The following is a 24707-nucleotide window of genomic DNA, read 5'->3' on the forward strand; positions in this document are numbered from 1 at the left end:
AGGACGCGTCAGTCCCTTTCGACCAGCACCGCGGTGCCCTGTCCCACGCCCACGCACATGGTCGCCAGGCCGCGGCGCGCGCCCGTGCGGCGCATGCGGTGCAGCAGGGTGGTGAGGATGCGGGCGCCGGAGCAGCCGAGCGGGTGGCCGAGGGCGATGGCGCCGCCGGTCGGGTTGACCAGGTCCGGGTCGAGGCCCAGTTCGTCGACGCAGGCGAGGGCCTGGGCGGCGAAGGCCTCGTTCAGTTCGGCCTCCTGGAGGTCGCCGGTGTCCCAGCCGGTCCGGGCCAGCACCTTGCGGGTGGCGGGGACCGGGCCGAGGCCCATCACGTCGGGGTGGACGCCGGCGGAGGCGCCCGCGGCATACCGGCCGAGGGAGGTGAGACCGAGTTCGGTCAGGGCTTCCTCGCTGACCAGCAGCAGCCCGGCGGCGCCGTCGTTCATCGGCGAGGCGTTCCCGGCCGTGACGGTGCCGCCCGCGCGGAACACCGGCTTGAGGCGGGCCAGTTTCTCCAGGGAGGTGTCCTCGCGGACGCATTCGTCCTGCTCGACGGTGCTGCCGTCGGGGCGCTCGACGGGCAGGAGTTCGTCGTCGAAGTACCCGTTCTTCCGGGCCTCGGCGGCGAGTTGGTGGCTGCGCAGCGCGAACTCGTCCTGCCGGGCGCGGGAGATGCCGAGGCGCGCGGCGACCTCCTCGGCGGTCTCGCCCATGGCGAGCAGGCCGTGCAGCTCCTTCATGGCGGGGTTGACCAGCCGCCAGCCGAGCCGGGTGTCGTAGGTCTCCAGGCGCTGCGGCAGGGCCTCGTCGGGCCGGGGCAGGACGAAGGGGGCGCGGCTCATCGACTCGGAGCCGCCGGCGATCACGATGTCGGCCTCGCCCGCGGCGATGGCGCGGGCGGCGGCGGTGACCGCTTCGAGCCCGGAGGCGCACAGCCGGTTGACGGTGGCGCCGGGCACGGAGTCGGGCAGTCCGGCGAGCAGGGCGGCCATGCGGGCGACGTTCCGGTTGTCCTCGCCGGCCTGGTTGGCGGCGCCCCAGTAGACGTCGTCGATGCGGGCCGGGTCGAGCGCGGGCACGTCGGCCACCAGGCGGCGGATCACGGTCGCGGCCAGGTCGTCGGGGCGGACCGGGGCGAGGGCTCCGCGCAGCTTGCCGATGGGGGTGCGGCGGGCGGTCGCGAAATGGACGGGACGCACGGCTGGGACTCCTGACCTACGACGCTGTGGATCACGGACCGGTGCAGTATTAATTAGCACTGCTAGTTTTCGACTATAGACCTCCGCCCGCCCCGCTGGGAAGATCCCCCAGGACCTTCCCGAGCCGCCCGGAGGAGACATGCCCCACGTCCGCGAGCACACCCTCGACGGCACCCGCGGAGCCGTCGCCGTACGCGAGTGGCCGCACCCGCGGCCGCGCTACGCGGCCCTCCTGGTGCACGGGTACGGCGAGCACGCCGGCCGGTACGACGAGCCGGCCGCCCTGCTCACCGGGCACGGGGCCGCCGTGTACGCGCCGGACCACATGGGACACGGCCGCTCGGCCGGGGAACGGGTGCTGATCGAGGACTTCGAGGACGTGGTCACGGACGTGCACGCGGCGGCGGACCTCGCCCGGACCGCGCACCCCGGCCTGCCGCTGGTCCTGGTCGGCCACTCGATGGGCGGGCTGATCGCGGCCCGCTACGCCCAGCGGTACGGCGACGAGCCGAGCGCGCTCATCCTGTCCGGACCGGTGATCGGCGCCTGGGAGCTGCCGGGGCGGCTGCTGGCCCTGGACGCCATCCCGGACACCCCGCTCAGCCCGTCCGCGCTCTCCCGGGACCCGGCCGTGGGCGCCGCCTACGCCGCCGATCCGCTGGTCTGGCACGGGCCCATGAAGCGGCCGACGCTCCAGGCGTTCGTCCGGACGCTGGACACCGTGGCCCGGGGCGGTCCGGTGGGCGGCCTGCCGCTGCTGTGGCTGCACGGCGACGACGACCGGGTGGTGCCGCTGTCCGGGAGCCGGCCCGGGGTGGAGCGGCTGAGCGGCGGCCGGCTGACCGAGCGGATCTTCCCGGGCGCGCGGCACGAGGTGTTCAACGAGACGTGCAAGCAGCAGGTCCACGCCGAAGTGCTGGCCTTCCTGGACCGGGTGCTGCCCCGCTGATCAGCGGGTTCGCCTCCCTGCACGGTTTGCCCCCGGGCACGCAGGGCACCCGCCCTTCCGGACATGACCGCAGAAAACTGACGGAAATCGACGGAAAATGACGGAAGGGGACCCGCACACCATGACCGTGGTCAAGAGCACACTGCCCGAGGAAGCGCTCGGCGTCACCGGCACCGCCTTGCAGGAGACCCTGGTCGACCTGCTCGGCCTGTCGCTGGTCGGCAAGCAGGCGCACTGGAACATCGTCGGCCCGCGGTTCCGGTCGATCCACCTCCAGCTGGACGAGTTGGTCGCCACGGCCCGCGCCCACTCCGACACGGTCGCCGAGCGCTCCGCCGCGCTGGGCGTGTCGCCGGACGGCCGGCCGGAGACCATCGCCGCGACCTATGCGCTGTCCGGCACCAAGGACGGCTGGCTGCGCGACACCGAGGTGGTGGAGCTGATCGTCGAGTCCCTGGAGACCGCCATCGCCCGGCTGCGCAAGCGGATCGAGGCGACCGAGAAGGCCGACCCGGTCTCCCAGGACCTGCTGATCGCCATCACCGCCGACCTGGAGAAGCAGCGCTGGATGTTCGAGGCCGAGAACCACCCGCGCGAGGACACCGAGAGCTAGGACACCGGCGCCGCACACCGGGAACGGGGCGTCCGACCGCACCCGGAGACCGGGGACGGGACGTCCGCGGCATTCGTACGTCCACACCCGCACACGGAAGGGGACACATGGCCGACTCCCTCGAACTCGACGCGCTGTGGGAGGACTTCCACCGCGTGGTGAACATGACGTCGGCGGAACTCGCGGCCTGGCTGAAGGTCCGGGACGCCGGCGAGGAGAGCGAACCGCTGCCGGAAGAGGCGGGCACGTCCACCGGGCAGCACGTCCTGGCGATCCTGCAGAAGCGCCGCACCGACCTCACCGACGCCGACGTCCGGGTGATGTACCAGGTCGTCGACACGGTCGGTGAGCTGGTGGACCTGGAGGACGAGCCCGCGCCGGTGAGCACGCCGGAGGACACCCGCCGCCGGCACCGGCTGATGACGCTGGGCCACGACCCGCTCAAGCCGTAGGCCGATGGACCGCGACGCGCGGGTGCTGCGCGCGCTGGTGTCCGCGCACGGGCGGACGTACGCCGAGGAGGCGGGCATCCGTCTGACGGACACCCCGCAGCCGCTGTACCGGCTGCTGGTGCTGGCCCTGCTGCTGAGCGCCCGGATCCGGGCCTCGGTCGCGGTGGCCGCCGCCCGCGCGCTGCACGAGGACCGTCTCGACAGTCCGCACAGGATGGCGCAGGCCGGCCGGCGGCGACGGGTGGAAGCCCTCGGCCGGGCCGGCTACCGCCGCTATGACGAGCGTACGTCCGCCCAGCTCGGCGACGGCGCCGTCCTGCTCACCGAGCGCTGGGGCGGCGATCTGCGCCGGCTGCACCGGGCGGCCGACGGCGACCCCGGCGCCTTGAAGCGGCTGCTCCAGGAGGCGCCGGGCATCGGGCCGGCCGGCGCCGGCATCTTCCTGCGCGAGGCGCAGCGGGTGTGGCCGGACGTCGCGCCGTACCTGGACGGCAAGGCACTGTCCGGCGCCGGCCGGCTCGGTCTGCCGACGGATCCGGAGCAACTGATCCGCCTGGCCGGGGACACCGAACCGGCCGTGCTGGCCGCCGCGTTGGTCCGGGCGGCGCTGGACGCCCGGCTGGCCGAGGACTGCCTGCGCCGCGCCGCGTGAGCGTGTCACACTGCTGCCGCACGTCCCGGCCGGACCGCCGGGACCGGACGGGCGGAGGAGCAGCGCGTGACGGGGACCGGGACGGACATCCAGGACAACCAGGATATCGACACCACCCGCCCGCATCCGGCGCGGGTCTACGACTGGTACCTGGGCGGCAAGGACAACTATCCGGTCGACGAGGAGCTGGGCCGGCGGATCGCCTCGATCGACGGGGGCGCCGCGCCGCGGACCGCCCGCGCCAACCGGGCGTTCATGCGCCGCACCACGCGGGCGCTGGCCCACACCGGCATCCGGCAGTTCCTGGACATCGGCACCGGCATACCGACCGAGCCCAACCTGCACCAGATCGCCCAGTCCGTGGCCCCGGACGCCCGTGTGGTCTACGTCGACAACGACCCCATCGTGCTGGCCCACGCGAACGCGCTGCTGCGCGGCACCGCCCAGGGGGTGACGGAGTACGTGCAGGCCGACGCCCGCGATCCGCGCACCATCCTCGAACGGGCCTACGGCGTACTGGACTTCGGCCGTCCGGTGGCGCTTTCGCTGATCGCGCTGCTGCACTTCGTCGCCGACGACGACGGCGCCCACGACCTGGTGGCCACGCTGGTCGACGCGCTGGCGCCGGGCAGCGCGCTGGTGCTGTCGACCATGACCGCCGACTTCGAGCCGGAGAACGTACGCCAGGGCATCGCCGCCTACGCGGCGGGCGGAGTGACCCTGGTGGCCCGCTCGCGGGCCGAGGTGGGCGCGTTCTTCCAGGGCCTGGAGCTGCTGGAGCCGGGCATCGTGCCGGTGGCGGACTGGCGCCCCGACGAGCCGCCGGCCGCCGGCGCCCCGGTCTCCCTGTACGGCGCGGCGGCACTCAAGCACTGACCGGCCCGGCGGCGCCCCGGCACTCACCTGCCCAGCGGGCCCCGGCACTCACGGCCCGGCGCCGCTCAAGCACTCACCGGCCCGGCGGCCCCCAGTACTCACCGACCCGGCGCCGCCCCAGCCGTGGCCACCGCGCCGCCGTCCGTCGGCCCGCCCGCGCCCTACAGTCCGAGCACGCGCGCGATGGTCCGCACCACGCCCGCCTCGTTGTTGGACGGGGCCAGGTGGCGGGCCCGGCGGATCGCCTCCGGGTGGGCGCCGGCCATGGCGAAGGACCATTCGGCCGCGTCGAGCATCTCCAGGTCGTTCAGGTAGTCGCCGAACACCATGGTCTGCGCCGGTGTGATGCCGAGCGCCCGCTGCAGGGCGCGCAGCGCGGTGCCCTTGTTGGCGGTGCGGTTCATCACGTCCACCCAGTGCTCGCCGGTGACGACGACCTGGTGGGTGGCGGCGAACTCCGCGAGGGCCGGGGCGGTGGTGTGCTCGACGGACCCGAAGTCGAACAGCGCCACCTTGATCACCTCGTCCTCGACGGCGGTGACGTCCTCGACGATCCGGTGCTCGGCGTAGTAGGTGCGGACCTGGGCGAGGAAGGCCTCGTCGGTCCGCTCGACGTACGCCGCGTGCTTGCCGCAGACGACGGCGCCGACGTCCGTGCCGCCCGCGGCCAGCCGCCGTACCGTCTCGGCCACCCGGGCCGCGACGGACTTCTCCATCGGGTCGGAACTCAGCTCCACGCCGTCGCGGACCACGTACGTGCCGTTCTCCGCGATGAACACCATGCCCTCGGCGACGTGCTCGAACTGCCGGAGCAGGGTCGCGTACTGCCGTCCGCTCGCCGGGCTGAACAGCACACCGCGGCGCCGCAGTTCGGTGAGCATCGGCCACAGTTCCCCGGGGATGCGTTTGGCGTCGTCCAGCAGGGTGCCGTCGAGGTCGGTGACGATCAGCCGGATGTCGGCGGGGCCGGCGTCCGGCGCGGGGGCGTCGGGCAGGGGCGTGGGCGTGGGCGTGGCGGTCATGTCCTGCTTCCGGTCGGGTGTTCGGGTACCGGTCCAGTGTTCCGCACGCGTCCGGCGGACCCGGAACCGCCCGGGTGCCCCGTTTTCCGGGACAACGTGATCACCGGGGGGCACAATGACGGCGGAGAACCGCATGTGAGAAGGGCGAACAGGGTGAGCGAGGGTCACACCGCGGCCGAGTCGGCGCGGCTGAACACCAGCGTGGCGCACAACGCGCGGGTTTGGAACTACTGGATCGGCGGCAAGGACCACTACGAGGTCGACCAGCGGGTCGGCGAGCATGTCGCCGGGCTGTTCCCGGTGATCCGGGCGGTGGCCCGGGCGGACCGGGACTTCCTGGGCCGGGCGGTGCGGTTCCTGACCGCCGAGCGCGGGATACGGCAGTTCCTCGACATCGGCACCGGGCTGCCGACCGTCGACAACACCCATGAGATAGCCCAGCGGGTCGCGCCCGAGTCACGGATCGTCTACGTCGACAACGACCCGATCGTGCTGGTGCACGCCCGCTCGCTGCTCACCAGCTCGCCCGAGGGCGTCACCGACTACATCGACGCCGACGTGCGCGAACCGGACACCATCGTGCGCGGCGCCGCCGAGACCCTCGACCTGGGCCGGCCGGTCGCGGTGATGATGCTGGGCATCCTCAACTTCGTGCTGGACACGGAGGAGGCCCGGGACATCGTGCGGCGGATCATGGCGGCGGTCCCGTCCGGCAGCCACCTGGTGCTGACCCACCCGACCTACGACGCCGAGGCCGGCGGCCAGGGCAACGTCGCCGCGATGGAGTTCTGGAACGCCAACGCCACCCCGCCGATCACCGGCCGCGACCGGGCCGGGATCGCCGCGTTCTTCGACGGTCTGGACCTCGTCGAGCCCGGTCTGGTGCCGTGCTCGCAGTGGCGCGCCGGGCCGGAGGCCGCCGTGGTGCCGCAGTACGGAGCGGTCGCCGTGAAACCCTGACCCCGGCCGGGGCCGCCCCGCCGGCCGGGCCCGTCGAGGAGGACGCATGACCACCCTTGCCGATCCCGTGCCCGGCGGCCGGCCCGGCGACCTGGCGCGGGCCTCGGCCCGCACCGCGGACCTGGCCGCGCGGGGCGTGCGCGGTGTCGTCCTGGCCTATGTGGACACGGCGGGCGTCTGCCGGGTCAAGACGGTCCCGACGGCCCGGCTGGCGGCGGCCGCGGCCTGGGGTGTCGGCATGTCGCCGGTGTTCGACACGTTCCTCGCGGACGACTCCGTCGTCACCACCGACGTGCTCGGCTCCCCCGACGGCGACCTCAGGCTCTACCCCGACCTCGACCGTCTCGTGCCGCTGGCGGGGCAGCCCGGCTGGGCGTGGGCGCCCGTGGACCGGATCACGCAGGAGGGCGAGCGGCACCCGGGCTGTGCCCGGACCTTCCTGCGCCGGACCGTCGCGGACGCCGCCGGCCGGCACGGTCTCGCCTTCAGGGCGGCGGTCGAGATCGAGTGGGCCGTCGGGCTGGGCTCGGCGCCCGCCGGCGAGTTCGTGCCGGCGGTGTCCGGGCCGGCGTACGGCGCGGCCCGCCAGGTGGAGCTGAGCGACTACACCGCCGATCTGCTGGCCGCGCTCGCCGCCCAGGACGTGGACGTGGACCAGCTCCACCCCGAGTACGCGCCCGGGCAGTTCGAGGTCTCCGTGGGCGCGCTGGACCCGGTGGCGGCGGCCGACCGCAGCGTGCTGGTGCGCCAGACGATCCGGGCGGTGGCCCAGCGGCACGGGCTGCGGGTCTCCTTCGCGCCCGCCTACCTCCCCGAGGGCGTCGGCAACGGCGGCCATCTGCACCTGTCCTGCTGGCGCGACGGGGTGAACCTGCACGCCGGCGGCGCGGGCCGGTACGGCATGACAGCCGCCGCGGAGTCGTTCGTGGCCGGTGTCCTCGCCCATCTGCCCGGGCTGACCGCGGTGACCGCGCCGAGCCCGGCCAGCTATCTGCGGCTCCAGCCCTCCCAGTGGGCCGGCGTCTTCACCGCCTGGGGCCGGGAGACCCGCGAGGCCGCCGTACGGATCGTCACCGGCACGGCGGGCCGCCGGGACCAGGAGGCCAACATGGAGGTCAAGCCCGTCGACCTGGCCGCCAACCCGTATCTGGCCCTCGGCTGCGTGATCGCCGCCGGACTGGACGGCATCACGGCGGCCCGCGCCCTGCCCGGGGAGATCACCGGTGATCCGGCCCGGTACGGCCCCGAGGAGGCGGCGGCGCTGGGCGTGCGGCGGCTGCCGCGGTCGCTGCCGGAGGCCGTCGGGGAGTTCCGTGCGGACCCGGTGCTGCGGGCCGCGCTGGGCCCCGTCCTCGCGGACGCGGTGAGCGCCGTACGGCTCGGTGAGGCGGCGGCCGTCGAGGGGCTCGCCCCCGCCCGGCTCGCGGCGGCCTACCGGTGGACGTACTGACCATGGGCGCACCGGGACCGGTCCACGAGGCGCTCGCCGCGCTGCCGCTGGTGGACCACCACTGCCACGGCGCGGTGACCGCCGATCTGGACGCCGGCGCCTTCGAGTCCCTGATCACCGAGGGCGCGGCCTGGCCCGGCGTCTCCCCGTTCGACAGCCCCGTCGGCGTGGCCGTGCGCCGCCACTGCGCGCCGCTGCTGGACCTGCCGCGGCACGCCCCGCCCGCCGCCTATCTGGCCCGGCGCGCGGAGCTGGGCTGGCGGGAGGTCAACCGCAGGTTCCTGACCGCGTCCGGGACCGGGGTGTTCTGCGTGGACACCGGTTTCGCCCCGTACCCGCTCACCACCCCCGCGGAACTGGCCGCCGCGGCCGGCGCCGCCGCCTGCGAGGTCGTACGGCTGGAGCGGCTCGCCGAGACGGTGGCGGCGCGGGGTGTGGAGGCGGGCGAGTAACCCGGCCGTGCTGCGCGCCGCCGCCGAGGAGGCCGTGCGCCGGCCGGGCGTGGCGGCGGTGAAGTCGGTCGCGGCCTACCGCACGGGCTTCGCCCTGGACCCGGAGCGCCCCACGGACGCGGAGGTGACCGAGGCGGCCCGTCGCTGGCTGGCGCGCGGCGGCCGGCTCGCCGACCCGGTGCTGGTACGGCACCTGCTGTGGACGGCCGTCGGCCTGGGCCGTCCGCTGCAACTGCACACCGGCTTCGGCGACGCGGACGTACGGCTGCACCGCGCCGATCCCGCGCTGCTCACCGACTGGCTGCACCGGACCGCCGGCACGGTCCCGGTCCTGCTGCTGCACTGCTGGCCGTACCACCGCCAGGCCGCCTGGCTGGCCGCGGTGTTCGAGCACGTGTACCTGGACGTCGGTCTCGCCCTGCACTACACCGGTCCGGCCCGCTGCCGGGCGGTGCTGGAGGAGGCGCTGGAGGTGACGCCGTTCCGCAAGCTGCTGTACAGCTCCGACGCCTTCGGGGTGGCCGAATTCCACCACCTGGGCGCCCTGTGCTTCCGCCAGGGCCTCGCCGCTCTGCTGCAAGACCGGGTGGACGCCGACGAGTTGAGCCTGCCCGACGCCCTGCGGATCGCGGCCTGGACGGGCCGCGACAACGCCCGCCGGCTGTACGGGCCGCCCGTATCCGATCCGGACCGCTATCCCGGCGGGCCTGCCACCCGGAACGTATGATCAAGCAATGTCTGACATGACCGAGACCACGCCCGGCTGGCTGACCACGGACGAACTGGAAATGGCCAGGGCCCGGATGCCGATCCTGTACGTCGAGGCCGTGCCCGTGCGGGTGGACGACAGCGGTGAAGTCACCAGCATCGGGCTGCTGCTGCGCATCGGCCCGGACGGCACGGTCAGCCGGGCCCTGGTCTCCGGGCGGGTCCTGCACCACGAGCGGGTCCGCGACGCGCTGCTGCGCCACCTGGAGAAGGACCTCGGCCCGGTCGCCCTGCCCCGCATCCCCGCCTCCCTCCAGCCGTTCACGGTCGCGGAGTACTTCCCGACGGTGGGTGTCACGCCGTACCACGACCCGCGCCAGCACGCGGTGTCCCTGGCCTACATCGTGCCGGTGACCGGCGACTGCCGGCCCCGCCAGGACGCGCTGGACCTCGTCTGGTTCAGCCCGCAGGAGGCCGCGTCCCCGGCGGTGCAGAACGAGATGCCGGGCGGGCAGGGGGCGCTGCTGAAGCAGGCCCTGGCACACGTGGGCCTGACCTTCTGAGCGGGGCCCCGCGGAGCGGGACGCCTGGACCGGCGACTGGACAGACGCGACAAAAGAGGCGAAACGGTCGTACGGCCGTCCGTCCGGGGAACCCGGGAGCGCACAGCCCTACAGCCCCGGAAGGAGTCGACATGAGCGATGCGCAGGAGAAGGAGCCGTCCCACCCGCTGGAGCAGGTCACCGGCGAGAAGGACGTCCCGCCGGAGGAGGAGGAAGGCGCGCGGTCGCAGAGCACCGAGGACGACGGCTCCGCCGGCGCCGAGGACACGTCCGCCGAGTAGGGACGGGTCGGCGGCCCGCCGGGGCGAGGCGCGCGGCTTCGGCGACGGCGGACCGACGGAAAGGCCCGGGCCCCCAGCAGATGGGGGCCCGGGCTCGCCTCGCCCAGGTCGCGGCGGACCGGATCGGGCCCTGATCAGGCGGCGATCAGGTCTGGTCAGACCATGATCAGGGCGAAGATGATGATGAGGACCGCCACCACGCCCAGGGTGATCCAGATCCCTTTGCCACCCCGGTGGGGGCTCGGCAGCCCGCCTTCCCGGGGACGGTCCTCCGGGAGTTTCGCGCCCTCCGGCCGGTCGCGCTGATAGAACTCGTCGTCGGCCATTTCCGCCACCTCCTCCGTCCCTTCGCCGGGTTCCCCGGAAACGGGTGGTCAAGCTGGTGCGGGTGGGTCTGCGGATACCGTCCGCCGGTGCCGGCCGCGGCGCCGCCCGCTCCCCCGCACCGCCCCGGCCGCAGCGAGGCGTGCCGGAACTCTTTACGTCCCTTTAACGAGCGAGTACCTTCCGGGTGCGCAAACAGTTGCAGCAAGTTTCCGGTGCCACTTTCAGCACCGGGGGCCGCTGCATCGCCACGGTCCTGCGGCGCGTCAGGGCTTCACGGCGGAGATCCACACGGGGACGCCCGCCACGGGTCCCCCTTGTCGGAGACCGCGGCCGCACGGCCGCGGCACACCCCTGGGAGAGTTCTCGATGAGACGCACCACACCCTGGCGACTCAGACGCCCCTGGGCGGCACTGGCCGCCGTCGCGGTACTGATCGGTCTGCTGTCCGCCGCGCCCCGGCCGGGCCGTACGGTGGACGCGGCGCCCGCCGCCGCCGAGGCCGGCCACACGGCGACGGTGTACTACTCCACCAAAAGTCACAACTGGCCGCACTTCTACCTGCATTACGCTCCCGACGGGGCCGCCTGGACCCAGGTGCCCGGCACCGCGATGGAGGCCGGCTGCACGGACTGGGTGAAGAAGACCGTCGACCTCGGCACGGCCTCCACCTGGCAGGCCACGTTCACCGACGGCAGCGGCACCTGGGACAACAACGGCGGCAAGAACTACGCCCTGGGCACCGGCACCCTCACCGTCAAGGACGGCGTCATCGCCCACAGCGACCCGTGCGGCGACAGCGGCGGCCCCGGCCCGTCGCCCTCCCCCACCTCCGCGTCCGGCGCGACCGTCTTCTACTACGCGCGGTCCGTGGGCTGGAGCACCGTCAATCTGCACTACGCCCCCACGGGCGGCGCGTGGACGCCGGTGCCCGGCACCGGCATGGAGCAGGCGTGCCCGGGATGGTTCAAGAAGAGCGTGGACCTCGGCGGCGCGGCCGGGCTGGCGGCCACCTTCAACAACGGCAACGGCACCTGGGACAACAACAACGGCGCCAACTACGCGCTGTCCACCGGGGTCAGCACGGTGAAGGACAAGACGGTCACCAAGAACGCCACCGACCCCTGCGCGTCCCAGACGCCGGACACCACGGCACCCACGGTCCCCACCGCCGTCAAGGCCACGGCCACGGCCACGTCCGTCGTCCTGACCTGGGACCCCGCCACCGACGACACCGCCGTCACCGGCTACCAGGTGACCCGCACGGGCGGCACCAAGGGCACCCAGGTCACCAGCGTCGGCTCCACCGTGCTCAGCGAATCCGGCCTGGAGGCGAACACCTCCTACACCTACACCGTCAGGGCGCTCGACGCGGCCGGCAACCTCTCCGCCGCCTCCGCCCCCGCCGTCGCGACGACCGGCCAGGCACCACCGCCGGCCGAACAGGGCACGATGCTCGGCGGCGACCCGCGCAAGGACCCCATCTACTTCGTGCTGACCGCCCGCTTCTACGACGGTGACAGCGGCAACGACCGCGGCGGCAGCCAGCACGTCTCCTCCGGCAACGCGGCCGGCAACGACCCCATGTTCCGCGGTGACTTCAAGGGCCTGGTCGAGAAGCTGGACTACATCAAGGCCCTCGGCTTCTCCGCCGTCTGGATCACCCCCGTGGTCCTCAACCGCTCCGACTACGACTACCACGGCTACCACGGCTGGGACTTCTACAAGGTCGACCCCCGGCTGGAGTCGGCGGGCGCCTCCTACCAGGACCTGATCAACGCCGCCCACGCCAAGGGCATGAAGATCTACCAGGACGTCGTCTACAACCACAGCTCCCGGTGGGGCGCCAAGGGCCTGTTCGTGCCGACCGTGTACGGCGTGCGCGACTCCCAGTGGTCCTGGTTCTACGACGAGAAGCAGCCCGGGTTCGAGTACGACGGCCTGACCGTCGAGCCGAAGTCCGGCAAGTCGTACTACAACGGCGACCTGTGGTCGACCGCCGAACCGTCCGGCAACACCTGCCTCAACTGGGGCAAGCCCACCGGCGCCAAGTCCCCCGAGGGCTACACCCTCTACAACTGCCAGTGGCCCAGCCCCACCAGCGGCATGTTCCCGTCCCGGTACTACCACCAGTGCTGGATCGGCAACTGGGAGGGCGAGGACTCCCGTTCCTGCTGGCTCGCCGACGACCTGGCCGACTTCAACACCGAGAGCCCCCAGGTGCAGGACTACCTGATCGGCGCCTACGACAAGTACATCGACATGGGCGTCGACGGGTTCCGCGTCGACACCGCCGTCCACGTCCCCCGCGTCACCTGGAACCGCCGCTTCCTGCCGGCCATCCAGCAGCGCGTCGCCCAGGACTGGGGACCGGACAAGGCCCGGGACTTCTTCGTCTTCGCCGAGGTCGCCGCCTTCGTCAACGACAAGTGGAACCGCGGCTCCGTCAACCACTCCGCGCAGTTCTACACCTGGAAGGAACGCAAGCAGTACACCGACGACGACGTGCAGGCCGCGCTCGACCAGTACACCTACGAAGAGCAGCTCGGCACCGGCCAGCAGCCCACGTCCGCCAACGCCTTCCTCGACGGCAACAGCTACCACACCCCCGACCACTCGAAGTTCTCCGGCATGAACATCATCGACATGCGCATGCACATGAACTTCGGCGACGCGCACAACGCGTACTACAACGGCAAGGACTCCGACGACTCCACCAACGACGCCACCTACAACGTCGTCTACGTCGACAGCCACGACTACGGACCCAACAAGTCCAGCGAGCGCTACACCGGCGGCCAGGACGCCTGGGCCGAGAACATGGCCCTGATGTGGACCTTCCGCGGCATCCCCACCCTCTACTACGGCTCGGAGATCCAGTTCCAGGCCGGCAAGACCATCGACTGCGGCCCCCGCTGCCCGCTGGCCACCACGGGCCGCGCCTATTACGGCGACCACCTCCAAGGCACGGTCACCGCCGCCGACTTCTCCAAGGCCGCGAGCGCCACCGGCGAGGTCGCCACCACCCTGGCCCAGCCCCTGGTCAAGCACGTCCAGCGGCTCAACGAGATCCGCCGCGCCATCCCGGCCCTGCAGATGGGCCAGTACTCCACCGAGGGCATCACGGGCGGCGGCATGAACTTCAAACGCCGCTACACCGACGCCGCCACCGGCGTGGACAGCTTCGCGCTGGTCGCCGTCACCGACGGCGCCACCTACACCGGCATCCCCAACGGCACCTACAAGGACGCCGTCACGGGCGACGTCAGGCAGGTCACGAACGGCACCCTGACCGTCACCGCCCCCGGCAAGGGCGACCTGCGCGTCTACGTCCTCGACCTCGGCGGCAGAAACGCGGCTCCGGGCAAGATAGGCACGGACGGCCCGTACCTCAAGTAGCACCCTGAACGGCCGGTTCCCTGACGCGTTCCACGCGGGGAACCGGCCGTCCAGTACGCGCGGTCCAGCCCAAGTGGCCTCGCGCGGTGCCCTATTCGCCGTCGAAGGCGGAGTCCATCTCCCTGCGGAGGTCGCTTCCCGCCGGCACGATCTTCACGTACAGGCCGGTGAGCTGGCCGGCGAGCTGGGCGTTCAGACCGCCTCGTCCGATGGCGCTGCGGACCTGGTGCGGCGGTACGGCGACGACCGCGCGCCGGCGGTCGACGAGGAGGCCGGTCGGCTGCGCGTAGACGAGCGCGTTGACCAGCAGGACACGCTGATCGCTGGAGTAGGCGACGACCTCCAGTTTCTCCCGGGTCAGCCCTCCGGAGAGCAGACGCTGGGCGCCCTTGATCCGCTCGGCTCCCCGTCCCACGAACGCTCCCCTGACGCTGTTCGCCGGCCGGGTGGGTGCGGCGGCGATCTTCGTGAGTGCTCCGGCGACCCGGGCGATACCGGTGATCGCCACCTCGCCGGTGGTCAGCTCGGGCACGAAGCCGGCGAGGACGCGCTCCACCAGGCCGGCGGCGGTGAGGGACAGGACCAGGGTGTCGTCCCGCGCCTCCACCACCAGTGCGACGACGCGGTTTCCCGTCGCCAGGCGCGGCGACGGGCGGTCCTTGAGTTCGCCGGACTCGCGCGCCGGCAGCACCGCCTCGGCCACCCGCCCGGTCACGGGATGGCGGACGGTGCAGCGGTACCCCTCCGGGCTCCGGGCGGTGACACGGGCGGTCACCGCCGAGCCGGGCGCCGGGCCGTCCGAGTCGTGCAGGATGAACGCGGCGGCCTCGTCGGGCGTCAGGCCCAGGGTGTCCACGACCAGCCGGACGAACGCCACCCCACGCGGGTAGCAGTGTGCGCAGGAGACGGCCCCACGAGAGGCGACCACCTTGAGGACGGCCTCCGCGTGGTCGCCCCGGTCGCGGGGACAGCTCCAGCGCACCCCGTCCTCGGTGACGGCGCCGAGCCGGGGCAGCAGCGCGGCGGGGTCCGTCGCGTTCGCCTCCGCGATGCGCCGGTTGAGCGGGGACAACCGTGGCGCGGGTATCACTTCCACCGTCTCGCCGCCCTTCACCGCTTCCTTGCGGTACCGGTCCGCGGCCTGCCTGATCAGTTCCAGGTCGACGCCCTGTCCTTGGGTCGACTTGCCCGCCGGCGGCGGCTCGGTGCCGGTGGACAGCACCGGCAGGCGCCAGGCCGTGTCTCCCCGGGCCCGCAGGGCCGCGACCCTGGCCAGCATGCGCAGGGCGGCCGACGCGCTGTCCGGCGGAACCATCCTCAGCCGTGCCGCGTACCGCACGGTCCGCACGGTGACCTCGTCCGGCGACCGGTCCGGGTCGCCGGAGAAGGGCACGGTGGGCATGCAGTCCACGGGCGGTCCGCCGGCCTGCGCCCACATCAGGAACCCGGCGGGCCGCGCCACGTCGCCGAGGGCCGCCGTGAAGAGCTGGAGACCGGCCATGTCGAGCACGTCTCCGTTGGCGTAGGCGTCCACCCACCGGTGGGTGAAGCCGGCCACCGCGGTGTACACCGGCAGGGCCGCCGGTCCCGGCGGAGCCACGAACACGATCTTCGCGGCCGTGTCGCCCGGGGTCAGGGCGCCGGCCCGCAGCGCGTCCGTCGTCAGGGCGGCCGGGTCGGCCTCCTCACCGGCCGCCCAGGGGAGCACCACCTCTTTCGCCGCCATGCCGGGCGGCGTCGGCGGCGAGTGCGTCGTACGGATCGCGAGGTCGTAGCGCGGCGGCGCGGCCGTGGGCGCCGGGGCGTCCGGCACCGGGACCCCCAGCCGGCGCATCACCCGCTGGTCCACCCAGCTCAGGGCCCGTTGGCCGGCCGCGATGTGGTCCTGGCCGTCCGGGTGGGGCAGCCAGGCCAGGAAGGTGGGTGCGCCGCCGCCCAGTTCGGCCAGCCGGCTGGTGACCGCCCGGGTGGTGCGCACCAGTTCGGGCGGCGGTATCGCGCTCAGGAGCATCCGGCGCGTTCCCTCGGCGAAGTCGAACTGCCACTGCTGCGGCGGGCGGTCGGTGTCGCCGACGCGGTGGAGCAGGCCGCTGAGGAACACCTCCGCCAGGTGGCCCGGGTCCACCGTGGCGCCCAGTGCCTGCCGTACGAGCTGCATGGCGGGCACGGGCAGCGGCGCGACCGCCGCCAGGTGTGCCGCGAGCCGGTACGCCTCCGCCGACGCGAAGGAACGGAAGCGCAGCACCTCGGCGTACGGTTCCCGCGGGGCGCGGGTCCGCGCGGCGCCCGGCGCGTCGGTCGGGGGGCGCCGGGGCACGGGTGCCAGCAGCGGCAGCAGCGCGCTCGTGCCGGTGGAGCCGACGAGCCGGGTCCAGGCGGTCACCGCGCCGGGCTCGGGGACGAGGACGGGGACGGGTACGCCGTCGAACGGCCGCAGGGCGGGCGGCAGCACCGGGTCCGTGACGCGCCAGGTGGCGTTGGCCGACGTCTGGCGGTGCGTGGTCACCCGCCAGTGCTCCGCCCGGATGCCGGTGCCGTCCCACATCCGCCGGGGCAGCGTGTGCAGCACGGCGACCGGGCCCACCGCGGCCAGCCGGCCGAGCAGCCGGTGCATACGGCCGTCACGCCAGGCCCGGCCCACGCCGTCGCTGAGCACCACCAGCATGGTGCGGCCCGAGGGGTCGGCGACCGCGGAGGGCGGGAGGGTGGCGGGAGTCGTGCCGAAGGGGCGGTAGCCCAGCAGCGGTCCCTCCGGGGCCCGGGTGTCCAGGCTGAAGGTGTGGACGAGGCGGAACGCGCCGCTGCGTTCCATGAGCAGCCGTATCTCGGTGGCGAGGCGCTGCCAGGGAAGCATGGACACCCCGTCGTCGACCAGGATCACCAGATCCAGTCCCTGCGCGTCGGAGGAGCGCAGCACGATGTCGGGCAGTCCGGTCTCGGCGACGGCCCGCACCGTTGCGGGGAGGTCCAGCTCGGGGCGGCGCGGATCGGGCCGGTGCGTCCGCAGCGGACGCAGCGCACGGCCGAGGGCGAGTTCCGCCGTGCCGAGGGCCTTCTCGCCGGGGGACCGGACCGATACGGCCGGTGCCGCCGGAGGGACGGCGGACGTCCGGCCGGGGTCCGCGGCGGGAACCGCGCCGCCGTGCAGGGCGCCCCGGGCGCGGCGCGCGCGGGGGGACGCGCCTCTCGGCCGGGCGTACACGCTCCGGTCGCCGGCGTCCTGCGGCCCGTCGGCCCGGTCACCCGCGTGCGGGCCCTCGTCCGGCGGGTCGCCGGATGTCCGGGCCGCCCGCGCCAGCGCGGTGGCGGGCGCCGGCGGCAGCCGGGCGGCCAGCCACAGGGTGTCGAGGAGTTCCTCACCCGACAGGCCGGCTCCGCTGTCCGCCAGGACGTTCAGCAGCCGCTGGAGCATCTCCGGCTACACCGTCCCGCCGAGGCGGTGCAGTACGGCCTCCAGGAGACCGTCGGCGTCCAGTTCCACCCCGCCACGGCGCAGGAAGACGGCGTTGAGCAACTGGTCGGTGGCCAGCTCCCCACGAGCGCGCCGGGCCAGGAACGCGCGCACGAGTTCGTCGACCCCTTCGATCTCCTCGCCGGGCCCCACGCCGTCGCCCAGGTGCTCCCGTACGATCGCCCGCAGCCGTTCCTCGTCGGGTTCGGGCAGATCGAGCCGGACGCAGCGGCGCAGGAAGGCCGGGGGGAAGTCGCGCTCGCCGTTGCTGGTGATGACGACGACCGGGAACTCGGCGCAGCGCACCCAGCCGTGGTCGACGTCCGCCCGGCCGCCCGGGTCCGCGGTCACCACCCGGGCCCGGTCCTGCTCCCCGGTCAGCCGGGCCAGTTCGGGGATCTCGAACGCGCCGTCCTCGAAGATGGTCAGCAGGTCGTTGGGCAGATCGATGTCCCCCTTGTCGAGTTCGTCGATCAGCAGGACCCGCGGCCGGGCCGCCGGGAGCAGCGCCGTCCCCAGCGGCCCCAGGCGGATGTAGGAGCCGATGTCCGGCTCCTTCGGCGCCGTGCCCCGCGCGCCGTCCCGGTCGTGCCGCAGGCCCGCCTCGCGCAGCCTGCCGATCGCGTCGTAGTGGTAGAGACCGTCCTGGAGCGTGGTCCGGCTGTTGACCGGCCAGTGCAGCACCCGGCCCAGGGCCAGTTCGTGGGCGACGGCGTGCGCCATCGACGACTTGCCCGTGCCGGGCTGCCCGGTGACCAGGAGGGGGCGCCGCAGCAGCAGGGCGGCGCTGACCACGTCCGCCTCGTCGGGCCCGATGACGTACGGACGTTCGCGCCGCCGGCCGGCCCCGGCCGGGGCGCCACCGAACCTGCGCCACGGAGGTGGTTCGGGGAAGTCCACCTCGCGTACCCGGCCGTCGCCCCGGAACAGCCGCCAGCCGTTCCCGGAATCCTTCGCTGTCACCTGGCAGTCAGCCTTTCCCAGTTCTTCGGGGCGTCAGAGGGGTCGTCGTAGTCGGGTGGCACGGGCAGGTGCATGTCGGGGTCGTCCCACACCATCGCCGGGCGGGCGGGGGACGGCTCCGCGTCGTGGTACACGCCCTTCCGGAAGTCCTGGAGCAGCTCCGGAAGGTCGGGCAGCGCCGTGGTGCCGATGATGTCCTCGAGCCGCCGCGCGTGTTCGGGGCCGGCGGCCTCGCGGTCCCAGAGCACTACGGGGACTCCCATGGCCAGGCAGACGTGCAGGAGGAAGTCGCGGCCCGCCGGCCCACCGTGCAGCACGGCCCATGCCGTGTCCCGGTGTCCGCCGTCCAGCGCGGACAGCAGATCCGCGTCGCTCATGTCGGCATCGAGGACGACCGGGGCCGTGCGCCCGGCCGCCCAGCGCCGTCGCAGGCCGTGGCGCCGTGCCCGTTCCCGGTCGGGGTCGGCGCTGAACCGGCGCAGCCGCAGGGCCGTCCGGTAGGTGGCCCCCAGTACCCAACTCTGCTGCCGCTGCCCGGGCCGGGGAGGGAGGCCGAGGTCGGCGAAGCGCTCCCGGGTGCTGTAGGCCGTCCAGCCGTCGACGGGCAGGTGGAGATCGTCGCGTCCCACCACCACGTCGATCCAGGGGGCGGGCGCGTCTCCGCCGTGGTCCTGGTCCTTGACCAGTGTGTGGACCAGCCGGCCGATCTCCTCCGCGGTGTACGGCCCGGTCGAGCGGCCCGCCCCCTCCGGCGCCCGGCCCTCGCTCACCCGCCAGATGTGACAGAAGTAGCGCTCGGCGCCCGCGGGATCGCGGGACAGGTCGACCACGATCCGTGTCACCGGCCGCCGCCGGAACCCGGCCCACGAGGAAGCCTGTGCACGCCATTCGGTCAGCAGGGACCGGTCGCGGCCCAGACGCCGGCGGACGTCGTCGCACCAGGTGTCCAGCTCCTTGCTCGTTCTCCTGTCGGTGACGGCGGCGGACAGGAAGACGGCCAGCCGCAGCAACTGGGGCATCAGCGGAGCGCTGTCCTGTTCCTGCGGGAAGCGGTACGCGTCCAGGTCGTCGACGGCCGCCGCCAGTCCCGCCTCGGGTACGGCGGGGCGGTCCACCCACGCGGGCGGGCGGTGGGCCAGTTGCAGGACGTGGCGGGCCGCCTGGCAGAGGAGCGCGGGATGAGCGGAGTTCACGCGCCTGAGCAGCTTGAGGAGTCTGCGGTGCTCGCCGACGGACAGGAGCCGGATGCCCTGCTCCGGAAGCCCCAGGCCCAGCAGTCGGTCGAGTGTCTCCCGGCGTGCCTCGTCCACGGCGTCGGTCAGCAGCTCGGCCAGGGTGGCGAGCGCGCGTCCCTCGGTGAACAGGAGGACGGTCAGTTCTTCTTCCAGGGTGGGACCGGCCGTGTCCGGCTCCTCGGCGGCCATGCGGTAGCCGAGTGCCGTCGCCAGCCGGTGTGCCTGGTACTTCATCTGGTCCGTGTGGTCGAACAGCTTCCGCACCAGGTCGACGGCGCCGTCCGGGACGTTCCCCGTGTCGGTGAAGGCAGCGGGCAGGCAGGCCGCGACCACGTCGTCCGCCTTGGCCCCGACGAGTTCCTCGCGCACGCGCTGCCAGGGCAGCGCGAGGCTGCGTCGCACGACCTGCCGGTCCGACAGCGGTCCGTCGGTCATCAAGTGGCTGGTCACGATCCCGACGGCGGTGGTGAGGTCGTCCGCCGTGAACAACGGTGCTCCGCTGTAGCCGTGTTGGACGGAGGCACCGCTGAGGTCGGCGTCGGCGTAGTAGTACCAGCCGTCGGTGAACTTGATCGTGGTGTCGGCGAAGGTGCCGGGGTCGCCGCCGCCGTGCCACGCCCGGACTCTGAGTCCCTCCGTCATGCACTGCCACGCCACGGCGCGCGCCGGGGGTGCGGCGGGCTCGGCGAGTTCGAGCACCGCCAGGTCCCCCTCCCACGAGTGGCTTCCCGGACGCCGGCGCGGAGGCACCCACACCGCCAGCCGTGCGCTGATCCGCTGGACCACCGCGCCGTGCCGGAGCACGACGCGAAGGGGTTCGGAGGACGCGGGCCGTTCCGCACTCAACTGCGTGTGGCCGAGGGCTGCGTTGACGACGTGGGCACAGGTCAGGACGTACTGCGGGGACAGCAGCGCCCCTGCACCGGCGGGACACGGGGCTCTCGGCGCCGGATCCGCCACCACCACCGACACCAACGTCGGTGTCGCGTCACCGGGTTGACGGAACCACCCCATCCGTCAGTCCCTTCGAGCCGCGTCGGCGTCCCAGGTGGCCGAGACGGTCATCGTGGCCTGGCCGTTGACTCCCACGATGCCCAGCTTGAGGTCCTGCCCCACCTGGATCCCGAACGTGACCGAGAGCTGCTGGGGCGGCTGGGAGACGCCGGTGACCGAACGGTGCACCTCCTCCAGCAGCGGCCCCAGCGGACTGAGCATGGCCCGCAAGCCCTCCGTGGCGACCACGGCGGCGCGACCGCGCCGGGCGGCGGACACGGGCGTCACCGTGCCGAAGCCCTCCGGGAGATCCGGCCGGTCCCCGTCCCCGCCCTCCGCACCGGCAGCCGGCGCGGACTCCCCGGCGTCGGACAGTTCCAGCCGTAACACCGCTCCCGCGAGCTCCACTTCAAGAGACTCAGGCATGCGCACATCTTGTCCGACGACCCGGTCGCATGGCGAGGCGGCGCGAGAACATTCCTGTCCGGGCGCGCCCCGGCACGCTGGAGGTCGTGCGGACCCGGTGCCGCCGGGCCGGCACATCGACCGCTTCGGCGCCCTCGCACCGCCCGGCCGTCCGGCCGCCTGGTGCCCGGCGTGACACACCCCGCGCCCTCCACGGGACCGGCTACGCGTCGGTCCTGCCGTCGTACGCCCGACGGCAGTTCTCGATCTCCTCACCGTGCTCGACAGTCCAGCGGTAGAGATGCCCGAAAGGCTCGCGCAGGGACTCGCCCAGCGCCGTGAGCGCGTACTCGACACCCACCGGCGAGGTCGGCAGCACGGTGCGCCGGATCATGCCGTTCCGCTCCAGACGGCGCAGTGTCCGGGTGAGGACCCGCTGTGTCACACCCTCCAAGTGGCGCTTGAGTTCGTTGAACCGCCGCGGCCGGTCCAGGAGCGCCATCACCATCATCGACCACTTGTCCGCGATCTGGTCGAGGACCGGCCGGCTGGGGCAGTCCGCCCGGAAAACGATGGGTGTTCCCGCGTCGGCACCGTGCGGGCTGGTATCCCTCATGATCCTTGGTTCTCCCAGAGTGCGTTCTTGACGGTCGGAAGAGCTGTCGCCGACGGTGACTGTGCATGGCGAACCTACACACCTGCCGGTAACCGATGGAGAGCCTCTTGACCACTCATGTCTACTCGACCCTGCGCCTGAGCACCGGAGACGGCGTCGCCCGGATCGTCTTCGACAACCCGCCGGTCAACGTGCTCGACGCGGCGATGATGCGTGAACTGCGTACGGTGCTGGACGGCTTGCGGGGTGACGCTTCGGTCCGGGTGATCGTCTTCTCCAGCGCCGACCGGGAGTTCTTCCTCGCCCATGTGGACATGCGGATCGGGGAACGGATGGACGATCTGGAACAGCTCGCCGCGTCGGCGCCGGCGGACGTCAACGTGTTCCAGTCCGTGGGGGAACTCCTCCGTCACCAGCCCCAGGTGACCATCGTGAAGCTCGCCGGAAAGGCCCGCGGTGGCGGAGCGGAATTCGTAGCCGCGGCGGACATGGCGTTCGCCGCGGCCGAGACCGCCCAATTAGGCCAGATCGAGGCACTCATGGGCATCGTCCCCGGCGGGGGCGGAACGCAGTACCTCCGTGACCGCGTGGGCCGCAACCGCGCGCTGGAGGTGGTGCTCACCGCGGACCTGTTCGACGCCGAGACCGCGGCGTCCTACGGCTGGATCAACCGGGCTCTGCCGGCCGGCCGGCTCGACGAGTACGTCGACCGTATCGCCCGCAACATCGCCGGCCTGCCCGCCGGTGTCATCGAAGCGGCCAAGCGCGCGTTGCCCGCCGAACCCCTCACGGACGGACTCCGCCGCGAGAACGACGCGTGGGCCACGCAGATCGCGCTGCCCGCCGTCCGGCACTTGATGGACCGAGGGCTGCGCGACGGAGCGCAGACACGCGCAGGTGAACGCCGCCTCGAGGAACTGATGCGCAGCGCCCTGCGCCGGGCCTGACGGTCTCCCGGCCCCCGCCCCGGCACGACCGGCCGCGGAAGACAGCCGGGCCCGCCCGGGCGGCAGACCGCGAACGACCAGCCGCCGGGCTCTCGTTGACTCCCGGCCGGTTCCGCGACTCTCCCGAGCCGGGCGCCAGCAGGTGGGCCGTCGTATCCGTCAGGCCGCCCCTGCCCGTATCCGGCCGTCCGGCGGCCCGGCGGCCCCGCCGTGTCCGTCAGCCGACCACCGAGGACCTGGGCCGTGCTCCGAGGGACCGTGAGATGCCGCGCGCCGCGACCTGCACCAGCGGGACGAGGGCCTGCGGGTTCACGGCGCCGGCATGGGCGACGACCGAGACGGCCGCGACGGCGGTATTGTCCGGCCCGCAGACGGGGGCGGCGACCGACAGGGCGTCCATCGTCACCTGCCGGTCGCTGATGGCGACCCCGGTGCGGCGCACCTCGGCGAGAGCGCGGCGCACCTCGTCCGGGGTGCACAGGGTCTTTTCCGTGTACCGGACGAACGGCCGGGAGAGCACCCGTTCCTGGACCTCGCGGGGTGCGTGGGCGAGCAGGACGAGGCCGACGCCGGTCGGCGCGAGGTCGAACCGCCCGCCGACGCGGGTGCGGACCCGGACCGCGTCACGGCCGGCCAGGCGTTCCACGTAGACGACGGACAGCTCCTCGCGGACGGCGAGTTGCACGTTCTCGCGGGTGATGTGCCCGAGGTCGGACAGGTACGGCAGGGCGGCCTCGCGCAGGCCGAGGCCCCGCGGGGCGAGCGAGGCGATCTCCCACAAGCGCAGCCCGATGCGGTAGCCGCCGTCCGCCTCGCGTTCCAGCGCGCCCCAGCCGACCAGTTCCTTCACCAGCCGGTGGGTGGTGGTGAGCGGCAGGCCGGTGTGGCGGGAGATCTCGGCGAGCCGCAGGACGGGCCGGTCCGCGGCGAAGGCTTCCAGCACCTGCAGCGCCCTGGCCGTCACCGAACAGCCGTCGGTCGGGCCTCGGCGCTGCATGCGGACCTCCTTGTTCCCCAGCGGACTCGGGCACGTCACCGAAAAGCTAGGCAGAGCCCTGACGGCCGTCAATGCTCTGGCGAGTATCCGAGGCGACGGATGCTGGCCGCCGACGAGCGGTCCGGCAGGAGGGGAGTGTCCGCGCGGCGCCCACCGCTGACGGACCCCGGGCGCCGCCGGCCGTCAGAGGTCCAGGACGAGCCTCGGGCACGCCGCGCGGGAGACGCACACCATCATCGTGTCGTGCGCCTCCTGTTCCTCGGGGGTGAGGAGGGAGTCGCGGTGATCGGCCGTCCCTTCGAGCACGGTCGTCTCGCAGGTGCCGCACGTGCCCTCCCGGCAGGAGGAGAGGACCTGCACCCCGGCCTCCTCGACCGCCTCCAGCACGGACTTCTCCGGCGGGACGGTGACGGTGATGCCGGTCTGCGCCAGCTCGACCTCGAACGCCCCGTCCCGTACGGGCTCTTGGACCTCCCTCGGCGTGAACCGCTCGACGTGGAGGGTGCCGGCCGGCCAGCCGGCGCACCGCTCCTCGACGGCCTTGATCAGCGGTTCGGGTCCGCAGCAGTAGACGAGCGTACCGGGGCGCGGTGCCCCCAGGAGCGCGTCGAGGTCGAGGAGCCCGTACACGTCCTCGGGCCGGATACGCACCCGCTCCCCGTACCGGGTGACGAGGGCGTCACGGAAGGCCATCGACGCGAGCGTCCGCCCTCCATAGGCCAACTCCCAGGCGCTCCCCTGCTGTTCGGCCTGCTCCAGCATCGGGACGATCGGGGTGATGCCGATACCGCCGGCGATGAAGAGGTACTCCTCGGCGCCCTCCAGAGGAAAGTGGTTGCGCGGGCCGCGCACCCTGATCGGATCGCCCTCGGACAGCTTGTCGTGCACGTGGAGGGAGCCGCCGCGGCCTTCCTGCTCCCGCAGGACGGCGACACGCCATACGCGGGCGTCCTGCGGCGAGGAGCACAGCGAGTACTGCCGTACGAGGTCCGGGGCGAGGACCAGGTCGATGTGCGCGCCGGGCGTCCAGGCGGGCAGCGGAGCGCCGTCGGGCCGGCGCAGGTCGAGCGAGACGACACCGTCGGCCTCGTCTGTACGGCGGGCCACGACGAGGTCGAGTTCGGCCTCGGGTGCGGTGGTGTTTCCAGACATCAGGGTCCTTGAGTACGCGAGTAGTACGCGAGTACGCAAACGGGCGGGAGT

At 73.3% G+C, this 24707-nt stretch carries 21 protein-coding genes and 1 pseudogene; 12 read left to right on the forward strand and 10 right to left on the reverse strand.

Going from position 1 to position 24707, the window contains the following annotated elements; all coding sequences use genetic code 11:
• Nucleotides 1-8: 8 nt before the first annotated feature.
• A complete protein-coding gene (locus ACZ4SV_RS07695) occupies nucleotides 9-1196 on the reverse strand; it encodes a thiolase family protein (RefSeq protein WP_468002292.1) in 1188 nt (395 codons plus the stop codon).
• Between the two features lie 139 nt (nucleotides 1197-1335).
• Between ACZ4SV_RS07695 and ACZ4SV_RS07700 the strand changes: the two genes are divergently transcribed.
• From ACZ4SV_RS07700 to ACZ4SV_RS07720, 5 genes are all read left to right on the forward strand, one after another.
• On the forward strand, nucleotides 1336-2145 hold the full coding sequence (locus ACZ4SV_RS07700; protein WP_468002294.1) for an alpha/beta hydrolase: 810 nt from the start codon (nucleotides 1336-1338) through the stop codon (nucleotides 2143-2145).
• A 121-nt stretch (nucleotides 2146-2266) separates the two neighbouring features.
• Nucleotides 2267-2758, forward strand: coding sequence for a Dps family protein (locus ACZ4SV_RS07705; RefSeq protein WP_365871914.1), 492 nt, complete (start codon nucleotides 2267-2269; stop codon nucleotides 2756-2758).
• Between the two features lie 107 nt (nucleotides 2759-2865).
• Nucleotides 2866-3210: a DUF3140 domain-containing protein gene (locus ACZ4SV_RS07710; RefSeq protein ID WP_365871916.1), complete on the forward strand. Its 345-nt coding sequence runs from the start codon at nucleotides 2866-2868 to the stop codon at nucleotides 3208-3210.
• Nucleotides 3211-3214: 4 nt separating this feature from the next.
• Nucleotides 3215-3862: an endonuclease gene (locus tag ACZ4SV_RS07715; RefSeq protein WP_468002296.1), complete on the forward strand. Its 648-nt coding sequence runs from the start codon at nucleotides 3215-3217 to the stop codon at nucleotides 3860-3862.
• A 66-nt stretch (nucleotides 3863-3928) separates the two neighbouring features.
• The gene (locus tag ACZ4SV_RS07720) at nucleotides 3929-4738 is read left to right on the forward strand and encodes an SAM-dependent methyltransferase (protein ID WP_468002298.1); all 810 of its coding nucleotides are present in this window, start codon (nucleotides 3929-3931) and stop codon (nucleotides 4736-4738) included.
• Nucleotides 4739-4899: 161 nt separating this feature from the next.
• On the opposite strand, the gene ACZ4SV_RS07725 is transcribed toward ACZ4SV_RS07720, so the two are convergent.
• Nucleotides 4900-5760 carry a Cof-type HAD-IIB family hydrolase gene (locus ACZ4SV_RS07725; RefSeq protein ID WP_468002300.1) on the reverse strand — a complete coding sequence of 287 codons (861 nt, stop codon included), beginning with the start codon at nucleotides 5758-5760 and terminating at the stop codon, nucleotides 4900-4902.
• A gap of 153 nt (nucleotides 5761-5913) precedes the next feature.
• Here ACZ4SV_RS07725 and ACZ4SV_RS07730 point away from each other — a divergent pair, with 153 nt between their 5' ends.
• The 5 genes and pseudogenes from ACZ4SV_RS07730 to ACZ4SV_RS07750 all read left to right on the forward strand — a co-directional run bounded on the left by ACZ4SV_RS07730 (nucleotide 5914) and on the right by ACZ4SV_RS07750 (nucleotide 10174).
• Nucleotides 5914-6720, forward strand: a complete 807-nt coding sequence (locus ACZ4SV_RS07730) for an SAM-dependent methyltransferase (protein ID WP_365871924.1) — start codon at nucleotides 5914-5916, stop codon at nucleotides 6718-6720.
• 46 nt (nucleotides 6721-6766) lie between these two features.
• Nucleotides 6767-8170: a type I glutamate--ammonia ligase gene (locus ACZ4SV_RS07735; protein WP_468002303.1), complete on the forward strand. Its 1404-nt coding sequence runs from the start codon at nucleotides 6767-6769 to the stop codon at nucleotides 8168-8170.
• A gap of 2 nt (nucleotides 8171-8172) precedes the next feature.
• Nucleotides 8173-9349, forward strand: a pseudogene (locus ACZ4SV_RS07740) (amidohydrolase family protein).
• Nucleotides 9350-9365: 16 nt separating this feature from the next.
• The gene (locus ACZ4SV_RS07745; protein WP_468002505.1) at nucleotides 9366-9893 is read left to right on the forward strand and encodes an NUDIX hydrolase family protein; all 528 of its coding nucleotides are present in this window, start codon (nucleotides 9366-9368) and stop codon (nucleotides 9891-9893) included.
• A gap of 131 nt (nucleotides 9894-10024) precedes the next feature.
• Complete coding sequence (locus ACZ4SV_RS07750) at nucleotides 10025-10174, forward strand: hypothetical protein (protein WP_365871930.1); 150 nt, start codon at nucleotides 10025-10027, stop codon at nucleotides 10172-10174.
• A gap of 155 nt (nucleotides 10175-10329) precedes the next feature.
• On the opposite strand, the gene ACZ4SV_RS07755 is transcribed toward ACZ4SV_RS07750, so the two are convergent.
• Nucleotides 10330-10500 (reverse strand): hypothetical protein, encoded by a 171-nt coding sequence (locus ACZ4SV_RS07755; protein ID WP_468002305.1) that lies wholly within the window; start codon nucleotides 10498-10500, stop codon nucleotides 10330-10332.
• A 367-nt stretch (nucleotides 10501-10867) separates the two neighbouring features.
• On the opposite strand from ACZ4SV_RS07755, the gene ACZ4SV_RS07760 reads away from it, so the two are divergent.
• Nucleotides 10868-13897: a carbohydrate binding domain-containing protein gene (locus ACZ4SV_RS07760; RefSeq protein WP_468002307.1), complete on the forward strand. Its 3030-nt coding sequence runs from the start codon at nucleotides 10868-10870 to the stop codon at nucleotides 13895-13897.
• A gap of 91 nt (nucleotides 13898-13988) precedes the next feature.
• Here the strand turns inward: ACZ4SV_RS07760 and ACZ4SV_RS07765 are convergent, their stop codons facing one another.
• The 5 genes from ACZ4SV_RS07765 to ACZ4SV_RS07785 all read right to left on the reverse strand — a co-directional run bounded on the left by ACZ4SV_RS07765 (nucleotide 13989) and on the right by ACZ4SV_RS07785 (nucleotide 21560).
• Nucleotides 13989-17309 (reverse strand): SAV_2336 N-terminal domain-related protein, encoded by a 3321-nt coding sequence (locus tag ACZ4SV_RS07765; protein ID WP_468002309.1) that lies wholly within the window; start codon nucleotides 17307-17309, stop codon nucleotides 13989-13991.
• A 6-nt stretch (nucleotides 17310-17315) separates the two neighbouring features.
• Entirely contained in the window at nucleotides 17316-18311 is a 996-nt protein-coding gene (locus tag ACZ4SV_RS07770; protein ID WP_468002311.1) for an AAA family ATPase, read from the reverse strand.
• The gene (locus ACZ4SV_RS07775) at nucleotides 18308-20560 is read right to left on the reverse strand and encodes a VMAP-C domain-containing protein (RefSeq protein WP_468002313.1); all 2253 of its coding nucleotides are present in this window, start codon (nucleotides 20558-20560) and stop codon (nucleotides 18308-18310) included. The genes ACZ4SV_RS07770 and ACZ4SV_RS07775 overlap by 4 nt, the downstream gene beginning before the upstream one ends.
• Nucleotides 20561-20563: 3 nt before the next feature.
• Entirely contained in the window at nucleotides 20564-20965 is a 402-nt protein-coding gene (locus ACZ4SV_RS07780; RefSeq protein WP_468002315.1) for a CU044_2847 family protein, read from the reverse strand.
• A gap of 202 nt (nucleotides 20966-21167) precedes the next feature.
• Nucleotides 21168-21560, reverse strand: a complete 393-nt coding sequence (locus tag ACZ4SV_RS07785; RefSeq protein ID WP_468002317.1) for a winged helix-turn-helix transcriptional regulator — start codon at nucleotides 21558-21560, stop codon at nucleotides 21168-21170.
• A gap of 107 nt (nucleotides 21561-21667) precedes the next feature.
• Here ACZ4SV_RS07785 and ACZ4SV_RS07790 point away from each other — a divergent pair, with 107 nt between their 5' ends.
• The gene (locus tag ACZ4SV_RS07790) at nucleotides 21668-22507 is read left to right on the forward strand and encodes an enoyl-CoA hydratase/isomerase family protein (protein ID WP_468002319.1); all 840 of its coding nucleotides are present in this window, start codon (nucleotides 21668-21670) and stop codon (nucleotides 22505-22507) included.
• Nucleotides 22508-22724: 217 nt separating this feature from the next.
• Here the strand turns inward: ACZ4SV_RS07790 and ACZ4SV_RS07795 are convergent, their stop codons facing one another.
• Both ACZ4SV_RS07795 and ACZ4SV_RS07800 read right to left on the reverse strand, forming a co-directional pair.
• Nucleotides 22725-23504 carry an IclR family transcriptional regulator gene (locus ACZ4SV_RS07795; protein ID WP_468002321.1) on the reverse strand — a complete coding sequence of 260 codons (780 nt, stop codon included), beginning with the start codon at nucleotides 23502-23504 and terminating at the stop codon, nucleotides 22725-22727.
• A gap of 183 nt (nucleotides 23505-23687) precedes the next feature.
• Nucleotides 23688-24656 (reverse strand): PDR/VanB family oxidoreductase, encoded by a 969-nt coding sequence (locus ACZ4SV_RS07800; RefSeq protein WP_468002323.1) that lies wholly within the window; start codon nucleotides 24654-24656, stop codon nucleotides 23688-23690.
• Nucleotides 24657-24707 lie beyond the last annotated feature (51 nt).

The sequence above is a fragment of the Streptomyces sp. NPDC027672 genome (assembly GCF_055566335.1).